Source organism: Burkholderia sp. AU45251, assembly GCF_030482905.1.
GTDB classification, from domain to species: Bacteria; Pseudomonadota; Gammaproteobacteria; order Burkholderiales; family Burkholderiaceae; genus Burkholderia; species Burkholderia aenigmatica.
Genome location: NZ_JAUJQH010000021.1, coordinates 69,755 through 89,451 on the forward strand (window position 1 = coordinate 69,755; position 19,697 = coordinate 89,451).

Annotated in this window: 23 protein-coding genes, 1 other RNA gene and 1 riboswitch; of the genes, 13 read left to right on the top strand and 11 right to left on the bottom strand. The window is 68.6% G+C overall.

The window, feature by feature from the left end:
• Window positions 1–29: 29 nt before the first annotated feature.
• Both panC and panD read left to right on the top strand, forming a co-directional pair.
• Window positions 30–869 (top strand): pantoate--beta-alanine ligase, encoded by an 840-nt coding sequence (gene panC, locus QZM67_RS30100; RefSeq protein ID WP_175022475.1) that lies wholly within the window; start codon window positions 30–32, stop codon window positions 867–869.
• 43 nt (window positions 870–912) lie between these two features.
• Window positions 913–1,299 carry an aspartate 1-decarboxylase gene (panD, locus tag QZM67_RS30105; protein ID WP_039368025.1) on the top strand — a complete coding sequence of 129 codons (387 nt, stop codon included), beginning with the start codon at window positions 913–915 and terminating at the stop codon, window positions 1,297–1,299.
• Window positions 1,300–1,430: 131 nt separating this feature from the next.
• Here panD and QZM67_RS30110 read toward each other — a convergent pair whose 3' ends face one another.
• From QZM67_RS30110 to QZM67_RS30125, 4 genes are all read right to left on the bottom strand, one after another.
• Window positions 1,431–2,099, bottom strand: a complete 669-nt coding sequence (locus QZM67_RS30110) for a ParA family protein (protein ID WP_043189822.1) — start codon at window positions 2,097–2,099, stop codon at window positions 1,431–1,433.
• Window positions 2,100–2,236: 137 nt separating this feature from the next.
• Window positions 2,237–2,650 carry a DoxX family protein gene (locus tag QZM67_RS30115; RefSeq protein ID WP_089451113.1) on the bottom strand — a complete coding sequence of 138 codons (414 nt, stop codon included), beginning with the start codon at window positions 2,648–2,650 and terminating at the stop codon, window positions 2,237–2,239.
• A gap of 149 nt (window positions 2,651–2,799) precedes the next feature.
• On the bottom strand, window positions 2,800–2,946 hold the full coding sequence (locus QZM67_RS30120; RefSeq protein WP_175022476.1) for a hypothetical protein: 147 nt from the start codon (window positions 2,944–2,946) through the stop codon (window positions 2,800–2,802).
• 81 nt (window positions 2,947–3,027) lie between these two features.
• Window positions 3,028–4,530, bottom strand: a complete 1,503-nt coding sequence (locus QZM67_RS30125) for a cobyric acid synthase (protein WP_301808898.1) — start codon at window positions 4,528–4,530, stop codon at window positions 3,028–3,030.
• A 74-nt stretch (window positions 4,531–4,604) separates the two neighbouring features.
• Here QZM67_RS30125 and cobU point away from each other — a divergent pair, with 74 nt between their 5' ends.
• The 4 genes from cobU to QZM67_RS30145 are packed head-to-tail and all read left to right on the top strand — an operon-like array spanning window position 4,605 to window position 8,023.
• Window positions 4,605–5,159, top strand: coding sequence for a bifunctional adenosylcobinamide kinase/adenosylcobinamide-phosphate guanylyltransferase (cobU, locus tag QZM67_RS30130; protein ID WP_175022478.1), 555 nt, complete (start codon window positions 4,605–4,607; stop codon window positions 5,157–5,159).
• A complete protein-coding gene (cbiB, locus tag QZM67_RS30135; protein ID WP_301808900.1) occupies window positions 5,153–6,097 on the top strand; it encodes an adenosylcobinamide-phosphate synthase CbiB in 945 nt (314 codons plus the stop codon). Before cobU ends, cbiB begins: the two co-directional genes overlap by 7 nt.
• Window positions 6,090–7,109 carry a threonine-phosphate decarboxylase CobD gene (gene cobD / locus QZM67_RS30140; protein WP_301808902.1) on the top strand — a complete coding sequence of 340 codons (1,020 nt, stop codon included), beginning with the start codon at window positions 6,090–6,092 and terminating at the stop codon, window positions 7,107–7,109. Before cbiB ends, cobD begins: the two co-directional genes overlap by 8 nt.
• Window positions 7,106–8,023, top strand: coding sequence for a cobalamin-binding protein (locus tag QZM67_RS30145; protein ID WP_301808904.1), 918 nt, complete (start codon window positions 7,106–7,108; stop codon window positions 8,021–8,023). The genes cobD and QZM67_RS30145 overlap by 4 nt, the downstream gene beginning before the upstream one ends.
• Window positions 8,024–8,130: 107 nt before the next feature.
• Here the strand turns inward: QZM67_RS30145 and cobC are convergent, their stop codons facing one another.
• The 5 genes from cobC to QZM67_RS30170 are packed head-to-tail and all read right to left on the bottom strand — an operon-like array spanning window position 8,131 to window position 12,501.
• Window positions 8,131–8,715 (bottom strand): alpha-ribazole phosphatase, encoded by a 585-nt coding sequence (cobC, locus tag QZM67_RS30150; RefSeq protein WP_301808907.1) that lies wholly within the window; start codon window positions 8,713–8,715, stop codon window positions 8,131–8,133.
• Window positions 8,700–9,476 carry an adenosylcobinamide-GDP ribazoletransferase gene (locus QZM67_RS30155; RefSeq protein WP_175022483.1) on the bottom strand — a complete coding sequence of 259 codons (777 nt, stop codon included), beginning with the start codon at window positions 9,474–9,476 and terminating at the stop codon, window positions 8,700–8,702. The genes cobC and QZM67_RS30155 overlap by 16 nt, the downstream gene beginning before the upstream one ends.
• On the bottom strand, window positions 9,466–10,521 hold the full coding sequence (gene cobT, locus QZM67_RS30160) for a nicotinate-nucleotide--dimethylbenzimidazole phosphoribosyltransferase (protein WP_301808909.1): 1,056 nt from the start codon (window positions 10,519–10,521) through the stop codon (window positions 9,466–9,468). The genes QZM67_RS30155 and cobT overlap by 11 nt, the downstream gene beginning before the upstream one ends.
• Before the next feature lie 52 nt (window positions 10,522–10,573).
• Window positions 10,574–11,389 carry an ABC transporter ATP-binding protein gene (locus tag QZM67_RS30165; protein ID WP_301808911.1) on the bottom strand — a complete coding sequence of 272 codons (816 nt, stop codon included), beginning with the start codon at window positions 11,387–11,389 and terminating at the stop codon, window positions 10,574–10,576.
• On the bottom strand, window positions 11,386–12,501 hold the full coding sequence (locus tag QZM67_RS30170; protein ID WP_043189845.1) for an iron ABC transporter permease: 1,116 nt from the start codon (window positions 12,499–12,501) through the stop codon (window positions 11,386–11,388). The genes QZM67_RS30165 and QZM67_RS30170 overlap by 4 nt, the downstream gene beginning before the upstream one ends.
• A gap of 41 nt (window positions 12,502–12,542) precedes the next feature.
• Window positions 12,543–12,794, bottom strand: a riboswitch (cobalamin riboswitch).
• A 154-nt stretch (window positions 12,795–12,948) separates the two neighbouring features.
• Here QZM67_RS30170 and QZM67_RS30175 point away from each other — a divergent pair.
• The 5 genes from QZM67_RS30175 (at window position 12,949) to QZM67_RS30195 (ending at window position 15,328) form a co-directional block, all read left to right on the top strand.
• A complete protein-coding gene (locus QZM67_RS30175) occupies window positions 12,949–13,299 on the top strand; it encodes an ATPase (RefSeq protein WP_043189846.1) in 351 nt (116 codons plus the stop codon).
• Window positions 13,296–13,610 (top strand): cell division protein ZapA, encoded by a 315-nt coding sequence (locus QZM67_RS30180; RefSeq protein WP_011352906.1) that lies wholly within the window; start codon window positions 13,296–13,298, stop codon window positions 13,608–13,610. Before QZM67_RS30175 ends, QZM67_RS30180 begins: the two co-directional genes overlap by 4 nt.
• Window positions 13,611–13,691: 81 nt before the next feature.
• Window positions 13,692–13,873: non-coding RNA, 6S RNA (gene ssrS / locus QZM67_RS30185), on the top strand.
• Between the two features lie 71 nt (window positions 13,874–13,944).
• Window positions 13,945–14,406, top strand: coding sequence for an EVE domain-containing protein (locus QZM67_RS30190; protein WP_043189848.1), 462 nt, complete (start codon window positions 13,945–13,947; stop codon window positions 14,404–14,406).
• Window positions 14,407–14,587: 181 nt separating this feature from the next.
• Window positions 14,588–15,328, top strand: a complete 741-nt coding sequence (locus QZM67_RS30195) for an SIMPL domain-containing protein (RefSeq protein ID WP_122946044.1) — start codon at window positions 14,588–14,590, stop codon at window positions 15,326–15,328.
• Window positions 15,329–15,451: 123 nt separating this feature from the next.
• On the opposite strand, the gene lgt is transcribed toward QZM67_RS30195, so the two are convergent.
• Together lgt and QZM67_RS30205 are read right to left on the bottom strand one after the other, a co-directional pair.
• Window positions 15,452–16,342: a prolipoprotein diacylglyceryl transferase gene (gene lgt / locus QZM67_RS30200; RefSeq protein WP_043189852.1), complete on the bottom strand. Its 891-nt coding sequence runs from the start codon at window positions 16,340–16,342 to the stop codon at window positions 15,452–15,454.
• Window positions 16,343–16,436: 94 nt separating this feature from the next.
• The gene (locus QZM67_RS30205; protein WP_301808913.1) at window positions 16,437–17,351 is read right to left on the bottom strand and encodes a LysR substrate-binding domain-containing protein; all 915 of its coding nucleotides are present in this window, start codon (window positions 17,349–17,351) and stop codon (window positions 16,437–16,439) included.
• 135 nt (window positions 17,352–17,486) lie between these two features.
• On the opposite strand from QZM67_RS30205, the gene ilvD reads away from it, so the two are divergent.
• Both ilvD and QZM67_RS30215 read left to right on the top strand, forming a co-directional pair.
• Entirely contained in the window at window positions 17,487–19,160 is a 1,674-nt protein-coding gene (gene ilvD, locus QZM67_RS30210; protein ID WP_301808915.1) for a dihydroxy-acid dehydratase, read from the top strand.
• Window positions 19,161–19,288: 128 nt separating this feature from the next.
• Window positions 19,289–19,615, top strand: coding sequence for a c-type cytochrome (locus QZM67_RS30215; RefSeq protein WP_175022487.1), 327 nt, complete (start codon window positions 19,289–19,291; stop codon window positions 19,613–19,615).
• Window positions 19,616–19,697: the final 82 nt, after the last annotated feature.

The window sequence follows — 19,697 nt, forward strand, 5'->3', positions numbered from 1 at the left end:
CGCCTGCGCGAGGAACCCGCTACCCGATCATGAAAGTCATCAGCTCGATCCATGAACTGCGCGACCAGCTGCGCGGACAGAACCGCACGGCGTTCGTGCCGACGATGGGCAACCTGCACGAAGGGCACCTGTCGCTGATGCGCCTCGCGCGCCAGCACGGCGACCCGGTCGTGGCGAGCATCTTCGTCAACCGGCTGCAATTCGGCCCGAACGAGGATTTCGACAAGTATCCGCGCACGCTCCAGGACGATATCGAGAAGCTGCAGAAGGAAAACGTCTACGTGCTGTTCGCGCCGACCGAGCGCGACATGTACCCGGAACCGCAGGAATACCGCGTGCTGCCGCCGGACGATCTCGGCGGGATTCTCGAAGGTGAATTCCGGCCCGGCTTCTTCACCGGCGTGTGCACGGTCGTGGCCAAGCTGATGGCCTGCGTGCAGCCGCGCGTCGCCGTGTTCGGCAAGAAGGACTACCAGCAGCTGATGATCGTGCGCCGCATGTGCCAGCAGCTCGCGCTGCCGGTCGACATCATCGCCGCCGAAACCGTGCGCGACGAGGACGGCCTCGCGCTGTCGTCGCGCAATCGCTACCTGTCGGCCGACGAGCGCAGGGAAGCGCCCGAACTCGCGAAGACGCTGCAGCGCATGCGCGAAAGCGTGCTCGGTGGCGAACGCGACCTCGGCAAGCTCGAAGACATGGCCCGCACGCATCTGTCCGGCCGTGGCTGGGCGCCCGACTACCTCTCGATCCGCCGCCGCGCGAACCTGATCGCGCCGAACGCGGCCGAGCTCGAAGCCGGCGAACCGCTCGTCGTCGTCGCCGCCGCGAAGCTCGGCGCGACGCGCCTCATCGATAACCTGGAAATCTGACGGGCGCCCGCCCGCGCCTCTCACGACGCATCACGGAGACACCATGCAGCGCCATATGCTCAAATCGAAGATCCACCGCGCGGCCGTCACGCACTGCGAGCTGCACTACGAAGGCTCGTGCGCGATCGACGAAGACCTGCTCGAAGCCTCGGGCATCATCGAGAACGAACGGATCGACATCTGGAACATCAACAACGGCGAGCGCTTCTCGACGTACGCGATCAAGGGCGAGCGCGGCAGCGGGATGATCTCGCTGAACGGCTCGGCCGCCCGTCGCGCACAGCTTGGCGACCTCGTGATCATCGCGGCCTTCGCGATGGTCGATGAAGCCGAACTGCAAGCCGGCTGGAAGCCGAAGCTCGTGTTCATCGACGACGGCAACAAGATCAAGGGCCACCGCGATCACGTGCCGACGCAGAACTGGACCTGACCTGACCGGCCGCCCGCGCGCCGTGGTGCGCGGGAGCGGCTGCGCCGCTTGCGGTCGAAGGGCCGGATGCCGTGTACCACGGGATCCGGCCCTTTCTCATTTCATCGCAAGCCGGCCTGCCGGCCGTGCGATCAGGACGCCTTGGCGGCCTTCTCCGGCTTCTCCGCCTTCTGCACCCGGCGTTCGGCCCATTCGACGATCGGCCGCCACTGTTCGAGATCCTTCTCGACCCGGCTCTTCGCGACGTCCCACAGCGTGAGGCCATGCGCGGCGATCTGCACGTAGTTCTGCGTGTCGCGCACGTAGCCGAGCACCGGCAGGCCGAGCCCTTCGACGAACCGGTGAAGCTGGTCGGACGAGCGCGTGCGCGCATCGACCCGCATCCCGACGATCCCGACCTCGACGCTGCCCTTGCGCACGGCCTTCTCGCCGGCGAGGCGCTCCAGAAACTGTTGCGTGGCCAGAATATCGAACATCGACGGCTGCAGCGGCACGATCACCCTGTCAGCCAGTTGCAGCGCGACGTTGAGCCGGTTGCCGTGCAGGCCGGCCGGCGTGTCGATCACCGCGTATTCGAGGCCGCGCGGAGGCTTCGTCGGCGCGTCCGGATCGAGCTCCCATGCCTCGATCGCCGGCAATCCGGCCGGCCGCAGGTCGAGCCACGCATGTGCGGACTGCTGCCGGTCGAGATCGGCGAGCGCGACCCATGCGCCCTGCGCCGCGAAATAGCCGGCAAGATTGGTGGACAGCGTGCTCTTCCCCACGCCGCCCTTCGGATTCGCCACCACGATCACCGTCATGAATTCCCCCGAAAAAGCCGCGCGGCGCCCAGCCGCATGGCTGGCGCCGCTCGATTGCGGATACAGGGAGCGATGATATCGGCAAACGGGGTGTCACCGGAACGGGTTGCGCCGCACCATGCCGGCTTACCGACTCCTTACACACGCTGAACCGCGGCCTCGCGTGCGCCGAGCGCGAACGCGCCGCCGCCCAGCAGCGCCTGCACGGCGAGCGTGACGGCCCAGAACGCCGGATATTCCCAACCGCCGTTCGGTGACGCGAAGCTCCAGCCGTTCGGCAGATGCGCGGCGGTCGCGCCGAGCATGAACGGCAGCAGCACGAGCGCGGCGACGCGCACCCGGAAGCCCGCGAGCAGCGCCAGGCCGCCGGCCAGTTCGACGAACGTCGTCAGGTACGCGAGCCAGCCCGGCAGGCCGATCGACGCAAAGAACTGCGCGGTGCCGGGCAGCGTGAAGACGAACACCTTCTGCGCGACGTGCGCGAGATACAGCACGCCGAGCGCGACGCGCAGCAGGGTCGCGGCGAAATCGTTGAGGCGATTGGGGTTCATGGCGAATTCCTTCGTGAGTGGTGTGAATGGATTGCACTCTATTCGAATCAATTCGACCGATAAACGCGCCAATTCGCTTTAACTGATTCCTTTATGGAGTTAATCGGGACGTAAAAAGGGGCATGACCGATCATGCCCCGCACCATGCATCAGTAACCGTAACCGCTCTTCCCTTGTGTGGCGTCGCCGGAACCGGACTGGCTACCGCTTGATCCGTACGAATCGCACGCATGCGCAACCGCCGACACGCCCAGCAACGCCGCGAGCAGCACGCTCCACCACCATCGAGCCTTCATCGCGCACTCCTCCAGGCGGACATCCGCCCTCCTCTGTTGTACGCGATCAGGCGGAAAAAGCGAGGGCTGGCAGCCGGCACGTCAACGAAATTCGGCGTACAGCGCGTCGAGGTCGAGATGGTCGGCGAACGTGTCGGCCAGCCGCTCGAGCGACGCCTCGCGCAGCGCCGGATAGTCGATCCGTTCCGCGCCGTCGAGCCCGGCCCACGCGAGCAGCGCCGTGCAGGCGTCGGGCGAGTCGAACAGCCCGTGCACATAGGTCGCGAGGATCTGCCCGTCGGCGGAAACCGCGCCGTCCGGGCGTGCCCCGTCCTGCGCGGCATCGGCTGCCAGCGCCAGCGCGGGCGACGCGAGCGCGGGCCCGTGCGTGTCGCCCATGTGGATCTCGTAGCCGCGCACGGCGGCCCCGCCCGTCAGCGCGAGATGCCCCGTGACGTTCTTCAGCGTCTTGTCGGACTGCAGCGTCGTGTCGAAATCGAGCAGTCCGAGCCCCGGCACGCTGCCGGGCGCACCTTCGAGGCCGAGCGGATCGTCGAGCGTGCGGCCGAGCATCTGCATCCCGCCGCAGATGCCGATCACCTTGCCGCCGTAGCGCAGATGGCGACGGATCAGCGTGTCCCAGCCTGCGTCGCGCAACCATGCGAGATCGCGCTGCACGCTCTTCGAACCGGGCAGGATCAGCAGGTCGGCATCCGGCACGGGGCCGCTCTTCCAGTACGTGAATTCGACCTGCGGATGCGCGCGCAGCGGATCGAAATCGGTGTGGTTGCTGATGCGCGGCAGCGCCGGCACGACCACGCGCAGCACGCCGGCGTCACCCCGTGCGGCGGCGCTGCGCGCCTGCGCGGGCAGCATGTCCTCGGCGTCGAGCAGCAGGCCGTGCAGGTACGGCAGCACGCCGAACACGGGCTTGCCCGTCTGCGCGCGCAGCCAGTCGAGCCCCGGTTCGAGCAGCTTGAAATCGCCGCGGAAGCGGTTGATCACGAAGCCGCGCACGCGTGCGCGCTCGCTGCCGGACAGGCACGCGAGCGTACCGACCAGGTGCGCGAACACGCCGCCACGGTCGATGTCGGCGACGAGCACGACCGGGCAGTCGACCCGTTCGGCAAAACCCATGTTCGCGATGTCGCCGGCGCGCAGGTTGATCTCCGCCGGGCTGCCGGCGCCCTCGACGATCACCGTGTCGTAGCCGGCGCGCAGCCGCGCGTACGACTCGAGCACTGCATCGAACGCGACCGGCTTGTAGTCGTGATACGCGCGCGCATTGAGGTTCATGCGCGCCTTGCCGTGGATGATCACCTGCGCGCCGCGATCGCTCGTCGGCTTCAGCAGCACGGGGTTGAAATCCGTATGCGGCGCGACGCCCGCGGCCAGTGCCTGCAGCGCCTGCGCGCGGCCGATCTCGCCGCCGTCGGCCGTCACCGCGCTGTTGAGCGCCATGTTCTGCGGCTTGAACGGCGCAACGCGCGCGCCGGCCCGGCGCGCCAGCCGGCACAGGCCCGCGACGAGCGTGCTCTTGCCCGCGTCGGAAGTCGTGCCCTGGATCATCAGCGTACCGCGCGGCCGCGGCTCGGGTGCATTCATCGTGTCAAGCTCGTCGCGAAGCAAAGGCCGCATTATCGCCCGCACCGGCATGCCCGCGCCGTTACAATCACGCGATGATTCCGCACGACCTCACCTTCGTCCTCGGCGGCGCACGCTCGGGCAAGAGCGCGCACGCCGAGCGGCTCGCCGCCGACAGCGGCCGTCCCGTCACGTACATCGCGACCGCGACCGCCGCCGATGCCGAATTCGCGCAGCGCATCGCGCACCATCGCGCGCGCCGGCCGGCCGAATGGGGGTTCGCCGATGCGCCGGTCGACCTCGCCGGCACGCTCGCGCGGCTCGACGATCCGCACGCATGCCTGCTCGTCGATTGCCTGACGCTGTGGCTCACGAACCTGCTGTGCCCGGCCGACGGCGAACCGCTCGACGATACGCAGTACGCGGCGCAGGTCGACCGGCTCGAGCACGCATTGCGCGGTGCGCGCGCGAAGGTAATCGTGGTCAGCAACGAGATCGGGCTCGGCGTCGTGCCGCTCGGGTCGGTCACGCGCCGCTACGTCGACGAACTCGGGCGCCTGAACCAGCGCGTCGCCGCGCTCGCGACGCACGTGACGCTGCTCGTCGCCGGGCTGCCGCTCGACCTCAAGGCGGGAGCGCCGTCATGCTGATGCTGTCGCTGCCCGTCGTCGCGATGTTCGCCGTCGCAGCCGCGATCGTCGACCGCGCGATCGGCGAACCGGCCGGCTGGCACCCGCTCGTCGCGTTCGGCCGCCTCGCCGCACGTATCGAAGGCGCGCTGAACACGGGCCGGCGCGGCCGGGTGACCGGCGTCGCCGCGTGGATCGCGGCGGTCGTGCCGCCGGTCGCCATCGCGGCATGGCTCGCAGCCGTGCTGCCGTGGCCGCTCGCAGCCGCGCTGCACATCGCGCTGCTGTGGTTCGCGCTCGGCGCGAAAAGCCTCGCCGACCACGTTGCACCGATCGCTGCTGCGTTGCTGCGGCATGACCTCGGCGCCGCCCGCACGCTGACCGCGCGCATCGTGTCGCGCGACACGAGCGATGCGGACGAAGGCGCGCTGTCGCGCGCGGCCGTCGAATCGGCGCTGGAGAACGGCAACGACGCGATCTTCGGCGCGCTGTTCTGGTTCGTCATCGCGGGCGGCCCCGGTGCACTGCTGTTCCGGCTCGCGAACACGCTCGACGCGATGTGGGGCTACCGCACGCCGCGCTTCCTGACCTTCGGCTGGGCCGCCGCGCGCCTCGACGACGCACTGAACTGGATTCCCGCGCGCCTCACGGCCGCGAGCTACGCGCTGCTCGGCGACACGGCCTCCGCATGGCGCTGCTGGCGCACGCAGGCGCGCCACTGGGACAGCCCGAACGCGGGCCCGGTGATGGCTGCCGGCGCCGGCAGCCTGAACGTGCAGCTCGGCGGCCCGGCCGTCTATCACGGCGAGATCGAGGATCGTCCCGCGCTCGGCACCGGCGCAACGGCGACCGCCATCCACATCGTCGCCGCGCTGTCGCTCGTCACGCGCACGCTTGCCCTGTGGCTCGCGCTGCTGGTTGCGAGCGGCGCACTCGTCATGGCCACCCATCATGTCTGACATCCTCATCGCGCACGGCGGCAACCTGCACGAAGCCGCACGCCGCCACGGCATTCCGTACGACGCGTGGCTCGACCTGTCGACCGGTATCAATCCGGTCGGCTATCCGGTACCGCCCGTCCCGGCCGACGCATGGCGCCGGCTGCCCGACGACGGCGACGGCCTCGCGGCCTGCGCCGCCCAGTACTACCACGCCCCCGATCCCGCCCACGTGCTGCCGGTCGCCGGCAGCCAGGCCGCGATCCGCGCGTTGCCCGCGCTGCTGCCGACCGGCGACGCCGGCGTCGCCACGCTCGCGTACGGCGAATACGCACCGGCCTTCGCGCGCCACGGCCATCGCGTCGTCACGCTCGACATCGCCGCGGATACGTTGACTGCGACGCTGCGCCACGTCATCGTCGGGAATCCGAATAATCCGACCGCCCAGTTCGTACCGGCCGCGCGCCTGCTCGGCTGGCATGCGCAACTCGCCGCGCGCGGCGGCACGCTGATCGTCGACGAGGCGTTCGCCGATACGGGCGCGACGCAGTCGCTCGCGCCGCAGGTCGATCGCCCAGGCCTCGTCGTGCTGCGTTCGGTCGGCAAGTTCTACGGGCTCGCCGGCATCCGCGCCGGCTTCGTGCTCGCGTGCCCCGAACAGATCGTCGCACTGCGCGACATGCTCGGCGCATGGACGGTCGGCGGCCCCGCGCGCCACGCGGTCGCCGCGGCGTTCGCCGATCGCGCGTGGCAGGCTGCGGCCCGCGAACGGCTCGCGGCCGACGGCGAGCGGCTGGCCGCGCTGCTGCGCGCATATGGCTTCGCGGTTCGCGCGACACCGCTCTTCAGCTGGACCGATGATCCGCGCGCCGCGGCGCTGCATGCGGCACTCGCGGCACGCGGCATCTGGACGCGACACTTCCCGGCACCGTCGAGCGTACGCGTCGGCCTGCCGGGCAGCGAAGCGGAATGGCAGCGCCTCGGCGACGCGCTCGCGCACTGCGTGCCGCTGCTGCAACGGGAATCCGCATGACTCCGCGCATGTTCCGCCGGCTCACACCGGTCGCGATGCTGTCCGCGCTCACCTACGCGTCGTTCGCCCACGCCGATGTCACGACGCGCGACGACGCTGGCAATACCGTCATGCTGCCGGCGCCCGCGCAGCGCGTGATCAGCCTCGCGCCGCACGCGACCGAGCTGGTCTACGCGGCCGGCGGCGGCGCAAAGCTCGTCGGCACCGTCACGTACAGCGACTATCCGCCCGCCGCGCAAGCGATACCGCGCGTCGGCGACAACAAGGCGCTCGACCTCGAGCGGATCGCCGCGCTGAAGCCCGACCTGATCGTCGTCTGGCGGCACGGCAATGCCGAGCGGCAGACCGACGCGCTGCGCGCGCTGCACATCCCGCTGTTCCTCAGTGAGCCGAAGCATCTCGACGACGTATCGACGTCGCTGCGCCGGCTCGGCACGCTGCTCGGCACGCAGCCGGTTGCCGATGCAGCCGCGGCCGCCTATACGCGCGACATCGCGGCGCTGCGCACGCGTTACGCTGCGCGCGCGCCCGTCACGATGTTCTTCCAGGTCTGGGACCGGCCGCTGATGACGCTCAACGGCACGCACCTGATCAACGACGTGATCGAGCTGTGCGGCGGGCGCAACGTGTTCGCATCACTCAAGCCGCTCGTGCCGACCGTCACCGACGAGGCCGTGCTCGCGGCGAATCCGGAGGCGATCGTGACGACCAGCGCGGGCATGACGCGCTCCGACGAACCGTTGCCGAGCCTGGCGCGCTGGCGCGCATGGCCCGCACTGACGGCCGTCGCGCGCAACAACCTGTTTGCGATCGACGGCGATCTGCTGACGCGGCCGTCACCGCGGATCGCGCAGGGTGCGGCCGCGCTGTGCGAGGATCTCGATGCCGCGCGTGCGCGGCGGCCGGCACGCTGATTTCCGGTGACTTGCGCGCTCATCGCGCACCTGCGCCCGATGTGACCGCTATCTGAGGAGACCGATTGATCGCGCGCCGTGTCGTTCACACGCAGACGCCCGCGCGCCTATTCGTCCCAGTGCACCACTTCCCACGTTCGCGCGGCGGCATCCGCGCGCAGCCAGACGACACCCCCGGTCGGCACTGGCCGCGACAACAGCGTGTCGAGCGGCACGCACAGCACATGCGACGCGAATGCGCGGATCACGCCCGCATGCGTCACCACCCATTGCGGGCCATCGCACTGCGCAACCGCATCGGCCCGCCGTGCCACGCGCGCGGCGAACTGCGCAACGCTTTCGCCGCCATGCGCACACGCATGCATCAGGTCGGCCGCCCACGCGTCGAGCGCCGCGCGATCGATATCGTCCCAGCGCCGCATTTCCCACGCGCCGAAATCCATTTCCTGCCAGTCCGCATCGCACCGCAGCGGCACGTCGCATGCCTGTGCGAGCCATTCGGCAACCGACGCGCAGCGCGTCAGCGGACTCGTCCAGACCTGTTCGGGAAACGGCGCGCAGAGTGCCGACAGATGCGCGCGCACGGCCTGCGCGCCGACGTCGGCCGGTACGGCGAGCGGCACGTCGCTGCGTCCGTAGCAGATGCCCGGCTCGACGCCGACGGCCGGATGACGGATCAGGACGACGTCCATCCGAGCACCACGAGATAGATCGCCAGTTCGCACAGTTGCTGCGCGAAGCCGAGACAGTCGCCCGTATAGCCGCCGATCCGATTCACGAAATAGCGGGCGGCCCACGCGCGCACGAGCATGAGCACGACGCATGCGACGACACCCATGCGCCAGTCGGGCCAGAACAGCCAGGGCAAGCCGAATAGCGCCGCGACGCACGCCGCGCGTGCGCCCATCCGTTGCGCGACCGGTTTCGCCTTGCCTTCGGGCCGCACGTAGTCGAGCGTCATCAGCAAGCTCACGGCCGCCGCGCGGCTCGCCGCGTGCGCCGCGATCATCGTCCATGCGGCACGCAACGGCAGCATCGATGCAAGCGCCTGCCATTTCAGGCCGAGCGAGATCACGAGCGCGACCGCGCCGAACGTGCCGATCCGCGAGTCGTGCATGATGCGCAGCACGTCGTCGCGCGTATAGCCGCCGCCGAACGCATCGCAGCTGTCGGCCAGGCCATCCTCGTGAAAGGCGCCCGTTGCGAGCAGCGTCGCGGCCATCGACAGCCCGACCGCGATCGACGGGGGCAGCACACGCAGCGCGACGAGATAGACGAGCGCGCCCCACGCGCCGACACATGCGCCGACGAGCGGAAAATAACGCGCGGCCTGATCGAGATCGCCGGCCGCATAACCGATCGAGCGCGGCACGGGCACGCGCGTGAAATAGCCGAGCGCGACGAAGAAGTAGCGCAGTTCGGCCCGCACGCCACGCGCGCGATCAGGCGTCACGATTGTCGACGCCGGCGGATTCGAAGCTCGCCATTTCGGTGAGGAACGCAGCCGCCGCACGCACGAGCGGCAGCGCGAGCGCCGCGCCGGTGCCTTCGCCGAGCCGCAGGTCGAGCGCGAGCAGCGGCTTCGCGCCGAAATGCTCGAGCATGCGCCGGTGCCCGGCCTCGTGCGACGTATGCGAAAACACGCAGTAATCGCGCACGCCGGGCACGATGCGCTCGGCGACGAGCAGCGCAGCCGTCGCGATGAAGCCGTCGACGAGGATCGTCATCCGCTCGCTCGCGGCCGCGAGATACGCGCCCGTCATCATCGCGATCTCGAAGCCGCCGAACGTCGCGAGCACGTCGAGCGGCGCAATCGCGTGCGAGTGCTTGACGAGCGCACGGCCGAGCACCGCGCGCTTGTGCGCGAGGCCCTGGTCGTCGAGGCCCGTGCCGCGCCCGACGCAGGCATCGATCGGCACGCTGAGCAGGCGGCTCATCAGGCATGCGGCCGACGACGTGTTCGCGATCCCCATCTCGCCGAAGCCGATCACGTTCGTGCCGAGCGACGCATGCAGGCGCACGCGCGCCGCGCCGGCCGTAATCGCCGTCATCGCCTCGTCGCGCGTCATCGCCGGCTCCGCCGCGAAGTTGCGTGTGCCGCGCGCGACCGGCAGCGACACCAGCCGGTCGGACAGCGGCAGCGGCGACGCGACGCCCGCATCGACGATCTCGAGCCCGCTCTGCGCGGCGCCCGAGAACGCGTTGATTGCCGCGCCGCCGGCGAGGAAATTCGCGACCATCTGGGCGGTCACCGCTTGCGGATAAGGACTCACGCCCTCGGCGGCAATCCCGTGATCGCCGGCAAACACGATCATCACGGGACGCTGTATGACCGGCCGCTCGGTGTGCTGGATCAGGCCGATCTGCAGCGCGATCGCCTCGAGCTGGCCGAGGCTGCCGGGCGGCTTGGTCTTGTGGTCGATCACGTGCTGCAGGCGCTTGCGCAGCGCGTCGTCGAGCGGCGCAATCGCGGGCGGGAAGTGGGTCGGGGTCGTCATCGAAAAGCCGTGTCGTTGGCGCGGTATGCGCCGCGCATCGGAAAAGGAAAGGTCATTGTCGCTCGGGCCACGCCGGCAGCAGCGCATCGCGGCCGTTCTCGCGGATCAGCACCAGCGGATAACCGAACGCGTCGCTCGCGCGCTCGGGCGTCAGCACGTCGTGTACGGGGCCGGCCCACGCGTGGCCGCGGCCGTCGAGCAACAGCGCGTGCGTCGCGAAACGCCGCGCGAGATTCAGATCATGGCACGAGAACAGCACCGTGCGCGGGCCCGCGTCGAGCCATGCGGCCAGCGCGGTCAGGCAATCGATCTGGTGATGCAGGTCGAGATGCGCGAGCGGTTCGTCGAGGAGCATCAACGGCGCGTCCTGGCACAGCGTCGCGGCCAGCGCGACGCGCTGCCGCTCGCCGCCCGACAGCGACAGCACGTCGCGCGACGCGAGCGCGGTGAGGTCGAACGTCGCCAGCGCGTCGCGCGCGGCTGCGCGATCGCCGTCGCGCTCCCAGCCCCAGCCGCCGAGATACGGAAAGCGGTTGAGCAGCACCGTGTCGAACACGGTCGCGCTGAATACGTCGTGCAGTTGCTGCGGCATCAGCGCGCGGCGCTGCGCGAGCTGCTCGGGCGGCCATGCGGCAAGCGGCCGGCCGTCGATCTCGACCTGTCCGCCGGCTGGCGGCTGCAGCCCGGCGAGGGTCGCAAGCAGCGTCGTCTTGCCCGCGCCGTTCGGCCCGGCGACGCACCAGATCTCGCCGGGGCGGAACGCCCGGGTGAAGCCGTCGAGCAGCGTGCGTGCGCCGGCCTTCAGCGTCAGGTCGACGGCCGCGTAGTTCATGTCGCCGGCCGTGGCGTGCAGTGCGGCCCCCGTCATCGCATCGGCCTCCTCAACAACATCCACAGGAACACCGGCACGCCGATCAACGCGGTCATCACGCCGACCGGCAATTGCGCGGGCGCGATCGCGGTGCGGGCGAGCAGGTCGGCCGCCATCACGCCGCCGCCGCCCGCGAGCATCGCGGCCGGCAGCAGCATCCGCTGGTCGTTGCCGAAGGCGAGCCGCAGTGCATGCGGCACGACGAGGCCGACGAAGCCGATCGTGCCGGCCGTCGTCACCGCGGCCGCGGCCGCCAGCGACGCGACGAGATAAATCCGCACGCGCAGGCGCGCAACGGGCACGCCGAGCGCGAGCGCGGTCGCATCGCCGCGCAGCAGCACGTTCAGTTGCGGCGCGGCCGGCAGCGCGACGCAGGCGGCCAGCAACAGCGCGCCCCACGCGAACCACGGCGCGGTCACGCCGTTCAGGTCGCCGGTCAGCCAGAAGATGATCCCGCGCAATCGTGCATCGGGTGCAAGCGACAGCAGCAACGTGACGAGCGCGCCCCACCCCGCCGCGATCACGACGCCCGTGAGCAGCAGCCGCGGCGACGCGTCGCGCGACTCGCCGCGCCACAGCTCGCGGCGCGCGAGACCGAGCACGAGCGCGACCGATACGAGCGAGCCGGCGAACGCCGATGCGTCGACGAGCCACCACGCGCCGCCCGCGATCATCGCGACGAGCGCGAAGCCGGCCGCGCCGCCCGATACGCCGAGCACGTACGGCTCCGCGAGTGGATTGCGCAACAGCACCTGCAACAGCGCACCGGCGAGCGCAAGCAGCGCGCCGCATGCGAAGCCCGCGAGCGCGCGGGGCAGGCGCAGCGTGCGGACGATGTCGGCAAACAGCGCGTCGCCGCCATGCGGCACGAGCGACGCAAGCGCCTGCCATGGCGACATCGGCACGCTGCCGATTGACAGCGACGCAACGAACAGCAACGCGACCGCCGCGGCGAGCGCGGCCCAGATCGCAGTGGCGCGCGCGGCGCTCATGCCGCGCACGGCGCCGCACACGACGTGCGGCGCCCCCGCTTGCGGAGGCCGGCCGGTCGTGACTGAAGCGCCGCGCGGACGATTGGGGTCAGCATCGAAGAAGATTCCGTGAAGCATTGCGCGCCCCGCTTCCCCGCAGGCCGCGCGTCACGAAGCCCGTGCGGGCTCCCCGTCTCGGCCGGTATCCGGGCTGGCGGCGGTCCGGCTCGCCTTCCCGCGCGATGACGCGCAGTGGCCCGCGTCCGCATGCAACACCTGCACGTGAAACGCGCCCGAGCCGGCCTGCGTCACCGGACGCGGCCGCTTACCGTTGCGGGGGCAGCGCAGGTTGGCGGGCTTCCGGCACCCGCGCCCTGCTTCCCGTTTAACCGCGCGTTCCACGCGCGAGCACCGAGGCGGCGCCAGTTTAGGAGCGGGTCGCGCGAGCGTCAAGGAAGCGTCCGGACACGCACGGGACGCGCCGATTCACGGCGAGAAGCAGGGGTGTTACGACTGGAAACGTTACAGATGTCGGATTGCGCGTTATTCCGCGCTAAAATGCTGGGTCTTTAGAGGACGCAGCAAATGCTCAACGAACTCGAAACCCTATCTCAAAATATTGGCCGTCTGATTTCGCTGAACAAGCGCTATCACTCGGAACGGCTCGCGCTCGAGGAGCAGGTCGCGCAATTGCGCGCGGATGCGGACACGGTCCGCGCGGAACTCGCGCAACTGCGCGACGAACGCAATGCACTTGCGGCCGAGCGTGACACGCTATCGGCAAAGATCGACGACGCCCAGGTGAAACTGAACGCGATTCTCGAAAAGCTGCCGCGCTCGAAAAGCGCGGAGCAAGCCGACAACCAGCTCGACCTGCTGGATGCACAGGCGCGTGCGGATGGCGATGACGCGGCCAGCCACGGAGAACATGCATGAGCACCAAGCAGATCGAAGTCTCGATTCTCGGTCAGGCCTATCGGCTCGCCTGCTCGGCCGAGACCGAAGCGGCGCTGCTCGAAGCGGTCGCGCGCGTCGACGCCGAAATGTCGAAAATACGCTCGAACAGCTCGGTACGCGGCACCGATCGCATCGCCGTGATGGCAGCGCTGTCGCTCGCGTCCGAATTGCTGCGACTGCAAACGAGCGTGCGGCACGGTGAAGCATTTCCGGCGGAGGAAATCCGTCGTACAATGCACCAGATGAATGAACAGCTCGGTGCGGTGCTCGCACAGCACGAGACGCAGTAACGTTTCAATCGATGCGTCGATTCCCCTTGATCTCAGAGATCAACAGTGGTCAAATTGGCGCATCGAATCACAGTTCAGTCAGCTTCCCTGCCTGGTTCGCCAAGGTCATATATTCCTTGAACCAATGCCATGTGCACGGTTGCGGAAATTTGTAGCACGGGCGCGCGCGTCACTCTGTCTGATGTACCCGAAGTGCTGCTAACTGCGACCAATTCTGAACCTCAGGTTCAGGATGCCGGCCTAGCGGCCAAGGCGGGGGCCTATCCAACGGCATCGGGCGAAGCCCGGTGCCGTTTTCTTTTGTAGCAGCCTCTTTCTGCGTCGATCACGATCCATGCAATACTGGCTGATGAAGTCCGAACCGGACGAAGCAAGCATCGACGATCTCGCCAACGCACCGCAGCGCTCGCTGCCGTGGACGGGCGTGCGCAATTATCAGGCGCGCAATTTCATGCGCGACACGATGAAGATCGGCGACGGCGTGCTGTTCTATCACTCGAGCTGCCCCGAGCCGGGCATCGCGGGCCTCGCCGAAGTGTCGTCGACGCCCTACCCCGATCCCACGCAATTCGATCCGAAAAGCCCCTATTACGACCCGAAGTCGACTCAGGAAGCGCCGCGCTGGCTGCTCGTCGACGTGCATTACGTGAAAAAATCGCCGCTCGTGCCACTCGCCGCGCTGCGCGAACACGACGAACTCGCCGACATGCGTGTGCTCGCACGCGGCAACCGGCTGTCGATCACGCCCGTCACGCGCGCCGAATGGCGCTTCATCACCGAAAAGCTGATGAAGTAGGCACGCGCCAAAGGTCAAATCTGGTCAGTACGCACCGCCGCCGCGGAACTCGCGGCACTTTCCCGCAGCCTAAGCAACCGCTGTCGGCCGATCGGGCCGGTTGTCGTTTTTTTCGTCGCGCGGTACGCCCGCGTCGTGCACGCGCGATCCGCGTGCACGCCCTCGCACAAGGAGTCCAACAATGACCAAGAAATCCGCACTCGCGCTGTCGCTCGCCCTTGCCGCCGCCGTTCCCGTCGCGTTGACGCTCGCGTCGTCCACCGCGCACGCGCAAACCGCGAACCCGCACTTTCCGGAGCCGGCGGGCGTGTTGTCGCTGTCGTCGCAGGCCAGCACCGACGTGCCGCAGGACATCATCCACATCACGCTGTTCTACGAGCAGCAGGCCAAGGATCCGGGCAGCCTCACCGCGCAGCTGAACCAGCGCGCCGACGCAGCGCTGTCGCAAGCGAAGGGCGTATCGGGCGTCACTGCGCACACGGGCGCATTCTCCGTCTATCCGAGCACCGATCGCGATGGCAAGATCTCCGCATGGCGCGGCCGCACCGAAGTCGCGCTCGAATCGCGCGATTTCGCGGCAGCGTCGAAGCTTGCAGGCCAGTTGTCGAACCTGATGCAGGTCGCGAACGTCGAGTTCTCGCTGTCGCCGGAAGCGCAGCGCGCAGCCGAGCAGAAGCTGACGACCGAGGCGATCAAGTCGTTCCGCGCCCGCGCGGACGAAGCCGCGAAGGCCTTCGGTTACAGCAGCTACACGATCCGCGACGTGAACGTCGGCGGCGGCCGCAACGTGCAGCCGTACCCGCGCATGATGGCGATGGCCGCAGCACCGATGGACAGCGCCAAGATGAGCGCACCGATCGCGGTCGAAGGCGGCAAGGCCACCGTGTCGGTCACCGTCAACGGCTCGGTGCAGATGAAGTAACGCGCAGCGCGCGGCAGTCCGAAATGAAAAACGCCGGCCCGAGGGCCGGCGTTTTTCATTGTCCTGCATGTGGTCGATGCAAGCGTCGATGCACGTGCCGCTCGCACGTGCATCGGCATCGCATCACGCAGCGGCAGTCGCCGCGCGACGGCGATATGCCCAGACCATCAGCGCGACGCCCGCGAGGATCATCGGCAGCGACAGCCACTGCCCCATCGACAGGCCGAGCGCGAGCAGGCCGAGGAAGTCGTCGGGCTCGCGCGCGAACTCGACCGTGAAGCGTGCGAGGCCGTAGCCGATCAGGAACAGCGCGGAGATTGCGCCCATCGGCCGCGACTTGCGCGAGAAGAAGAACAGCGCGAAGAACAGCACGATACCTTCGAGCGCGATTTCATAGAGCTGCGAAGGATGGCGCGGCAGCATCTGGTATTGCATGAACACGTCGGCGAGATGCCACTTCTCGACGAGCTCCGGATGCTTCGGCAACCATGCCGCATCGTCGCGCATCGCGCCCGGGAACAGCATCGCCCACGGTGCCGACGGATCGGTCACGCGGCCCCACAGTTCACCGTTGATGAAGTTGCCGAGCCGCCCGGCCGCAAGCCCCGTCGGCACCATCGGCGCGACGAAATCGGTGACCTGCAGCCAGTGCCGCTTGCGCTGCCACGCGAACAGCATCATCGCGAGCGTCACGCCGAGGAAGCCGCCGTGAAACGACATGCCGCCCTCCCACACCTTGAACACGTCGAGCGGATGCGAGAAGTAGAAATCGGCCTTGTAGAACAGCACATAGCCAAGCCGGCCGCCGAGCACGGTGCCGAGCACGCCGTAGAACATCATGTCGTCGATGTCCTTCGCGGTCCAGCCCTGCGCCGCGACATGCGGCAGCTTCAGGCGGATCCGGCCGACGACGATCGCCGCGATGAAGCCGACGAGATACATGAGCCCGTACCAGCGCACGGCCAGCGGCCCGAGATGGATCGCAACGGGGTCGAAATTCGGGTGAATGATCATGGGTTAGCGAAGAAGTTTTCGAATGCGGTACGGCCGTCGCAAACGCGCAGCACCGCGCTTTGGACGGCACCGGCGCGTCATCGTTCACATCACGTCACGTGGCGAGGCCCTGCGCGCGCACGACGTCGATGAAGCCGGCCAGCACCGGGCTCACGTCGCCGGTGCGCCACACGAGGCCTGTCTCGACGACCGGCGCGTGACCGGCAAGCGGCCGGTAGACCACGCCGGTGCGCCGCAGGTTACGCAGCGATTGCGGCACCAGTGCGACGCCCATGCCGGCCGACACGAGGCTGACGATCGTCTGCATCTGGATCGCCTCCTGGCCGATGCGCGGGATTTCCCCCGCCGCGCCGTAGCAGCCCGTAATGATGTCATAAAAGCCGGGTGCCAAACGACGCGGAAAGATCACGAGCGGCATCGCGGCGACTTCCGCGAGATGGACGGGCTCGTCTTCCGGCGCGTTGCTCGCCGCGGCCGGCATCGCCACCACCAGCGGCTCGCGCACGACGGGCAGGTACGACAGCCCGGCCGCGTGGCGCGGCGGCACGGGCGGAATGACGAGCCCCGCGTCGATGCGGCCGGCGACGAGTTCGTCGATCTGCACGTCGCTCGTCGCCTCCGCGAGTTGCAGGTGCACCTGCGGAAAGCGCGCGCCGAACGCGCGCAGCAGCGCAGGCAGCAGCCCGTAATCGGCGGTCGATACGAACGCAAGCGACAACGAGCCGGCCTCGCCGCGCGCGAGCCGTCGCGCCAGCGGCGGCAACGCATCGGCCGATGCCAGCAGCCGGCGCACGTCGGGCAACAGCGCCGCCCCGACCGCCGTCAGCGCCACCGAACGCTTGGTGCGCGCGAACAGCGCGACGCCGAGCGCATCCTCGAGCGCACGGATCGCCTGTGACAGCGGCGGCTGCGTCATCGACAGGCGTTCGGCCGCGCGGCCGAAATGACGCTCGTCGGCGACGGTCACGAAATAGCGCCACTGGCGCAAGTCGGGAGTCGGATCGGCCATGCCTCTCTCATTCGTGAAACGACTTAATAAGCGACAAATAATATATTGGACATCCCAATCCGGAAACTCCATTCTTGACTGATCCGAACCGGCACGCCGTTCACCGGCATTGCCCAGACAACGATGGAGTCCCCCATGGCTTACAACCGTCGCTCGAAGCACATCACGCAAGGCGTGGCCCGATCGCCGAACCGCTCGATGTATTACGCACTCGGCTACCGGAAGGAAGATTTCGACAAGCCGATGATCGGTATCGCGAACGGCCATTCGACGATCACGCCGTGCAATTCCGGCCTGCAGCGGCTGTCCGACGCAGCCGTCGCGGCCGTGAAGGCGGCCGACGCGAACCCGCAGATCTTCGGCACGCCGACGATTTCGGACGGCATGTCGATGGGTACCGAAGGCATGAAGTACTCGCTCGTGTCGCGCGAAGTGATCGCCGACTGCATCGAGACCTGCGTGCAGGGTCAATGGATGGACGGCGTGGTCGTCGTCGGCGGCTGCGACAAGAACATGCCGGGTGGGATGATCGCGCTCGCGCGCCTGAACGTGCCGGGCATCTACGTGTACGGCGGCACGATCCGCCCCGGCAACTGGAAAGGCCGGGACCTGACGATCGTGTCGTCATTCGAGGCCGTCGGCGAATTCACCGCGGGCCGGATGTCGCAGGAGGATTTCGAAGGCGTCGAGCAGAACGCGTGCCCGACGTCGGGTTCGTGCGGCGGGATGTACACCGCGAACACGATGAGTTCGTCGTTCGAGGCGCTCGGGATGTCGCTGCTGTACTCGTCGACGATGGCGAACCCCGACCAGGAGAAGGTCGATTCGGCCGCCGAATCGGCGCGCGTGCTGGTCGAGGCGGTGAAGCGCGACCTGAAGCCGCGCGACATCATCACCAAGGCATCGATCGAGAACGCGGTGTCGGTGATCATGGCGACGGGCGGCTCGACCAACGCGGTGCTGCACTATCTGGCGATCGCGCACGCGGCCGAGGTCGACTGGACGATCGACGACTTCGAGCGCATCCGCAAGCGCGTACCCGTGATCTGCGACCTGAAGCCGTCCGGGAAGTACGTCGCGACCGACCTGCATCGCGCCGGCGGGATTCCGCAGGTGATGAAGATCCTGCTCGACGCGGGGCTGCTGCACGGCGACTGCATGACGATCACCGGCCGCACGCTCGCCGACGAACTGAAGGACGTGCCGAGCGTGCCGCGCGCGGACCAGGACGTGATCTTCCCGATCGACCGGGCGCTGTACAAGGAAGGCCACCTTGCGATCCTGAAGGGCAATCTCGCGGAAGACGGCGCGGTCGCGAAGATCACCGGCCTGAAGAACCCGGTGATCACGGGCCCGGCACGCGTGTTCGATGACGAGCAGAGCGCGATGGATGCGATTCTCGGCGACCGGATCCGCGCAGGCGACATCCTCGTGCTGCGCTACCTCGGCCCGAAGGGCGGCCCCGGCATGCCGGAAATGCTCGCGCCGACCTCGGCGATCATCGGCAAGGGGCTCGGCGAGTCGGTCGGCTTCATCACGGACGGCCGCTTCTCGGGCGGGACCTGGGGGATGGTGGTCGGCCACGTCGCGCCCGAAGCGTTCGTCGGCGGCACGATCGCGCTCGCGCAGGAAGGCGACTCGATCACGATCGACGCGCACCGGTTGCTGCTGCAGTTGAACGTCGACGACGCGGAACTCGCGCGCCGCCGCGCCGCATGGCAACAGCCGGCGCCGCGCTACACGCGCGGCGTGCTCGCGAAATTCGCTGCGCTGGCGCGCCCGGCGAACCAGGGCGCCGTCACGGGTTGACGCGAGCGCATCAAAACATGCGACCCCGATAAACATCGGCCGCCGGGGGAACGCGCAAAACGCGCTTTCCCTTTGCTTTTATAATGCGCGGACCATGTAGCCGGCCGTCCCCGCCGGCGGAGAACCGCATGAAACACTCGATATTGCGCGTCCTGCTTGCCCTGCTGCTGATCGGCAGTGCGGCGGCGGCGCGCGCCGACCAGGCCGACGGGCTTGCGCTTGCCCAGCGCAAGAACTGCATGGCCTGCCACGCGATCGGCAAGCCGCTGATGGGCCCCTCGTTCCGCGACATCGCCAGCAAGTATGCGGCGCGCAGCGACGCCGTCGACTACCTTGCCCAATCGATCGTGAAAGGCAGCGTCGGCGTATGGGGCAGCGTGCCGATGCCCGCCAATACGCAACTGACGAACACCGAAGCCCACACGCTCGCGCAATGGGTGCTGTCGGTACACTGAACCGGACGCCCCGGGCGGGAATAGCCGCTGCGCCGGGTTCCGCCGACAGGCGGGCCTGCCCTGGCTGACCGGCGTCTCGCCG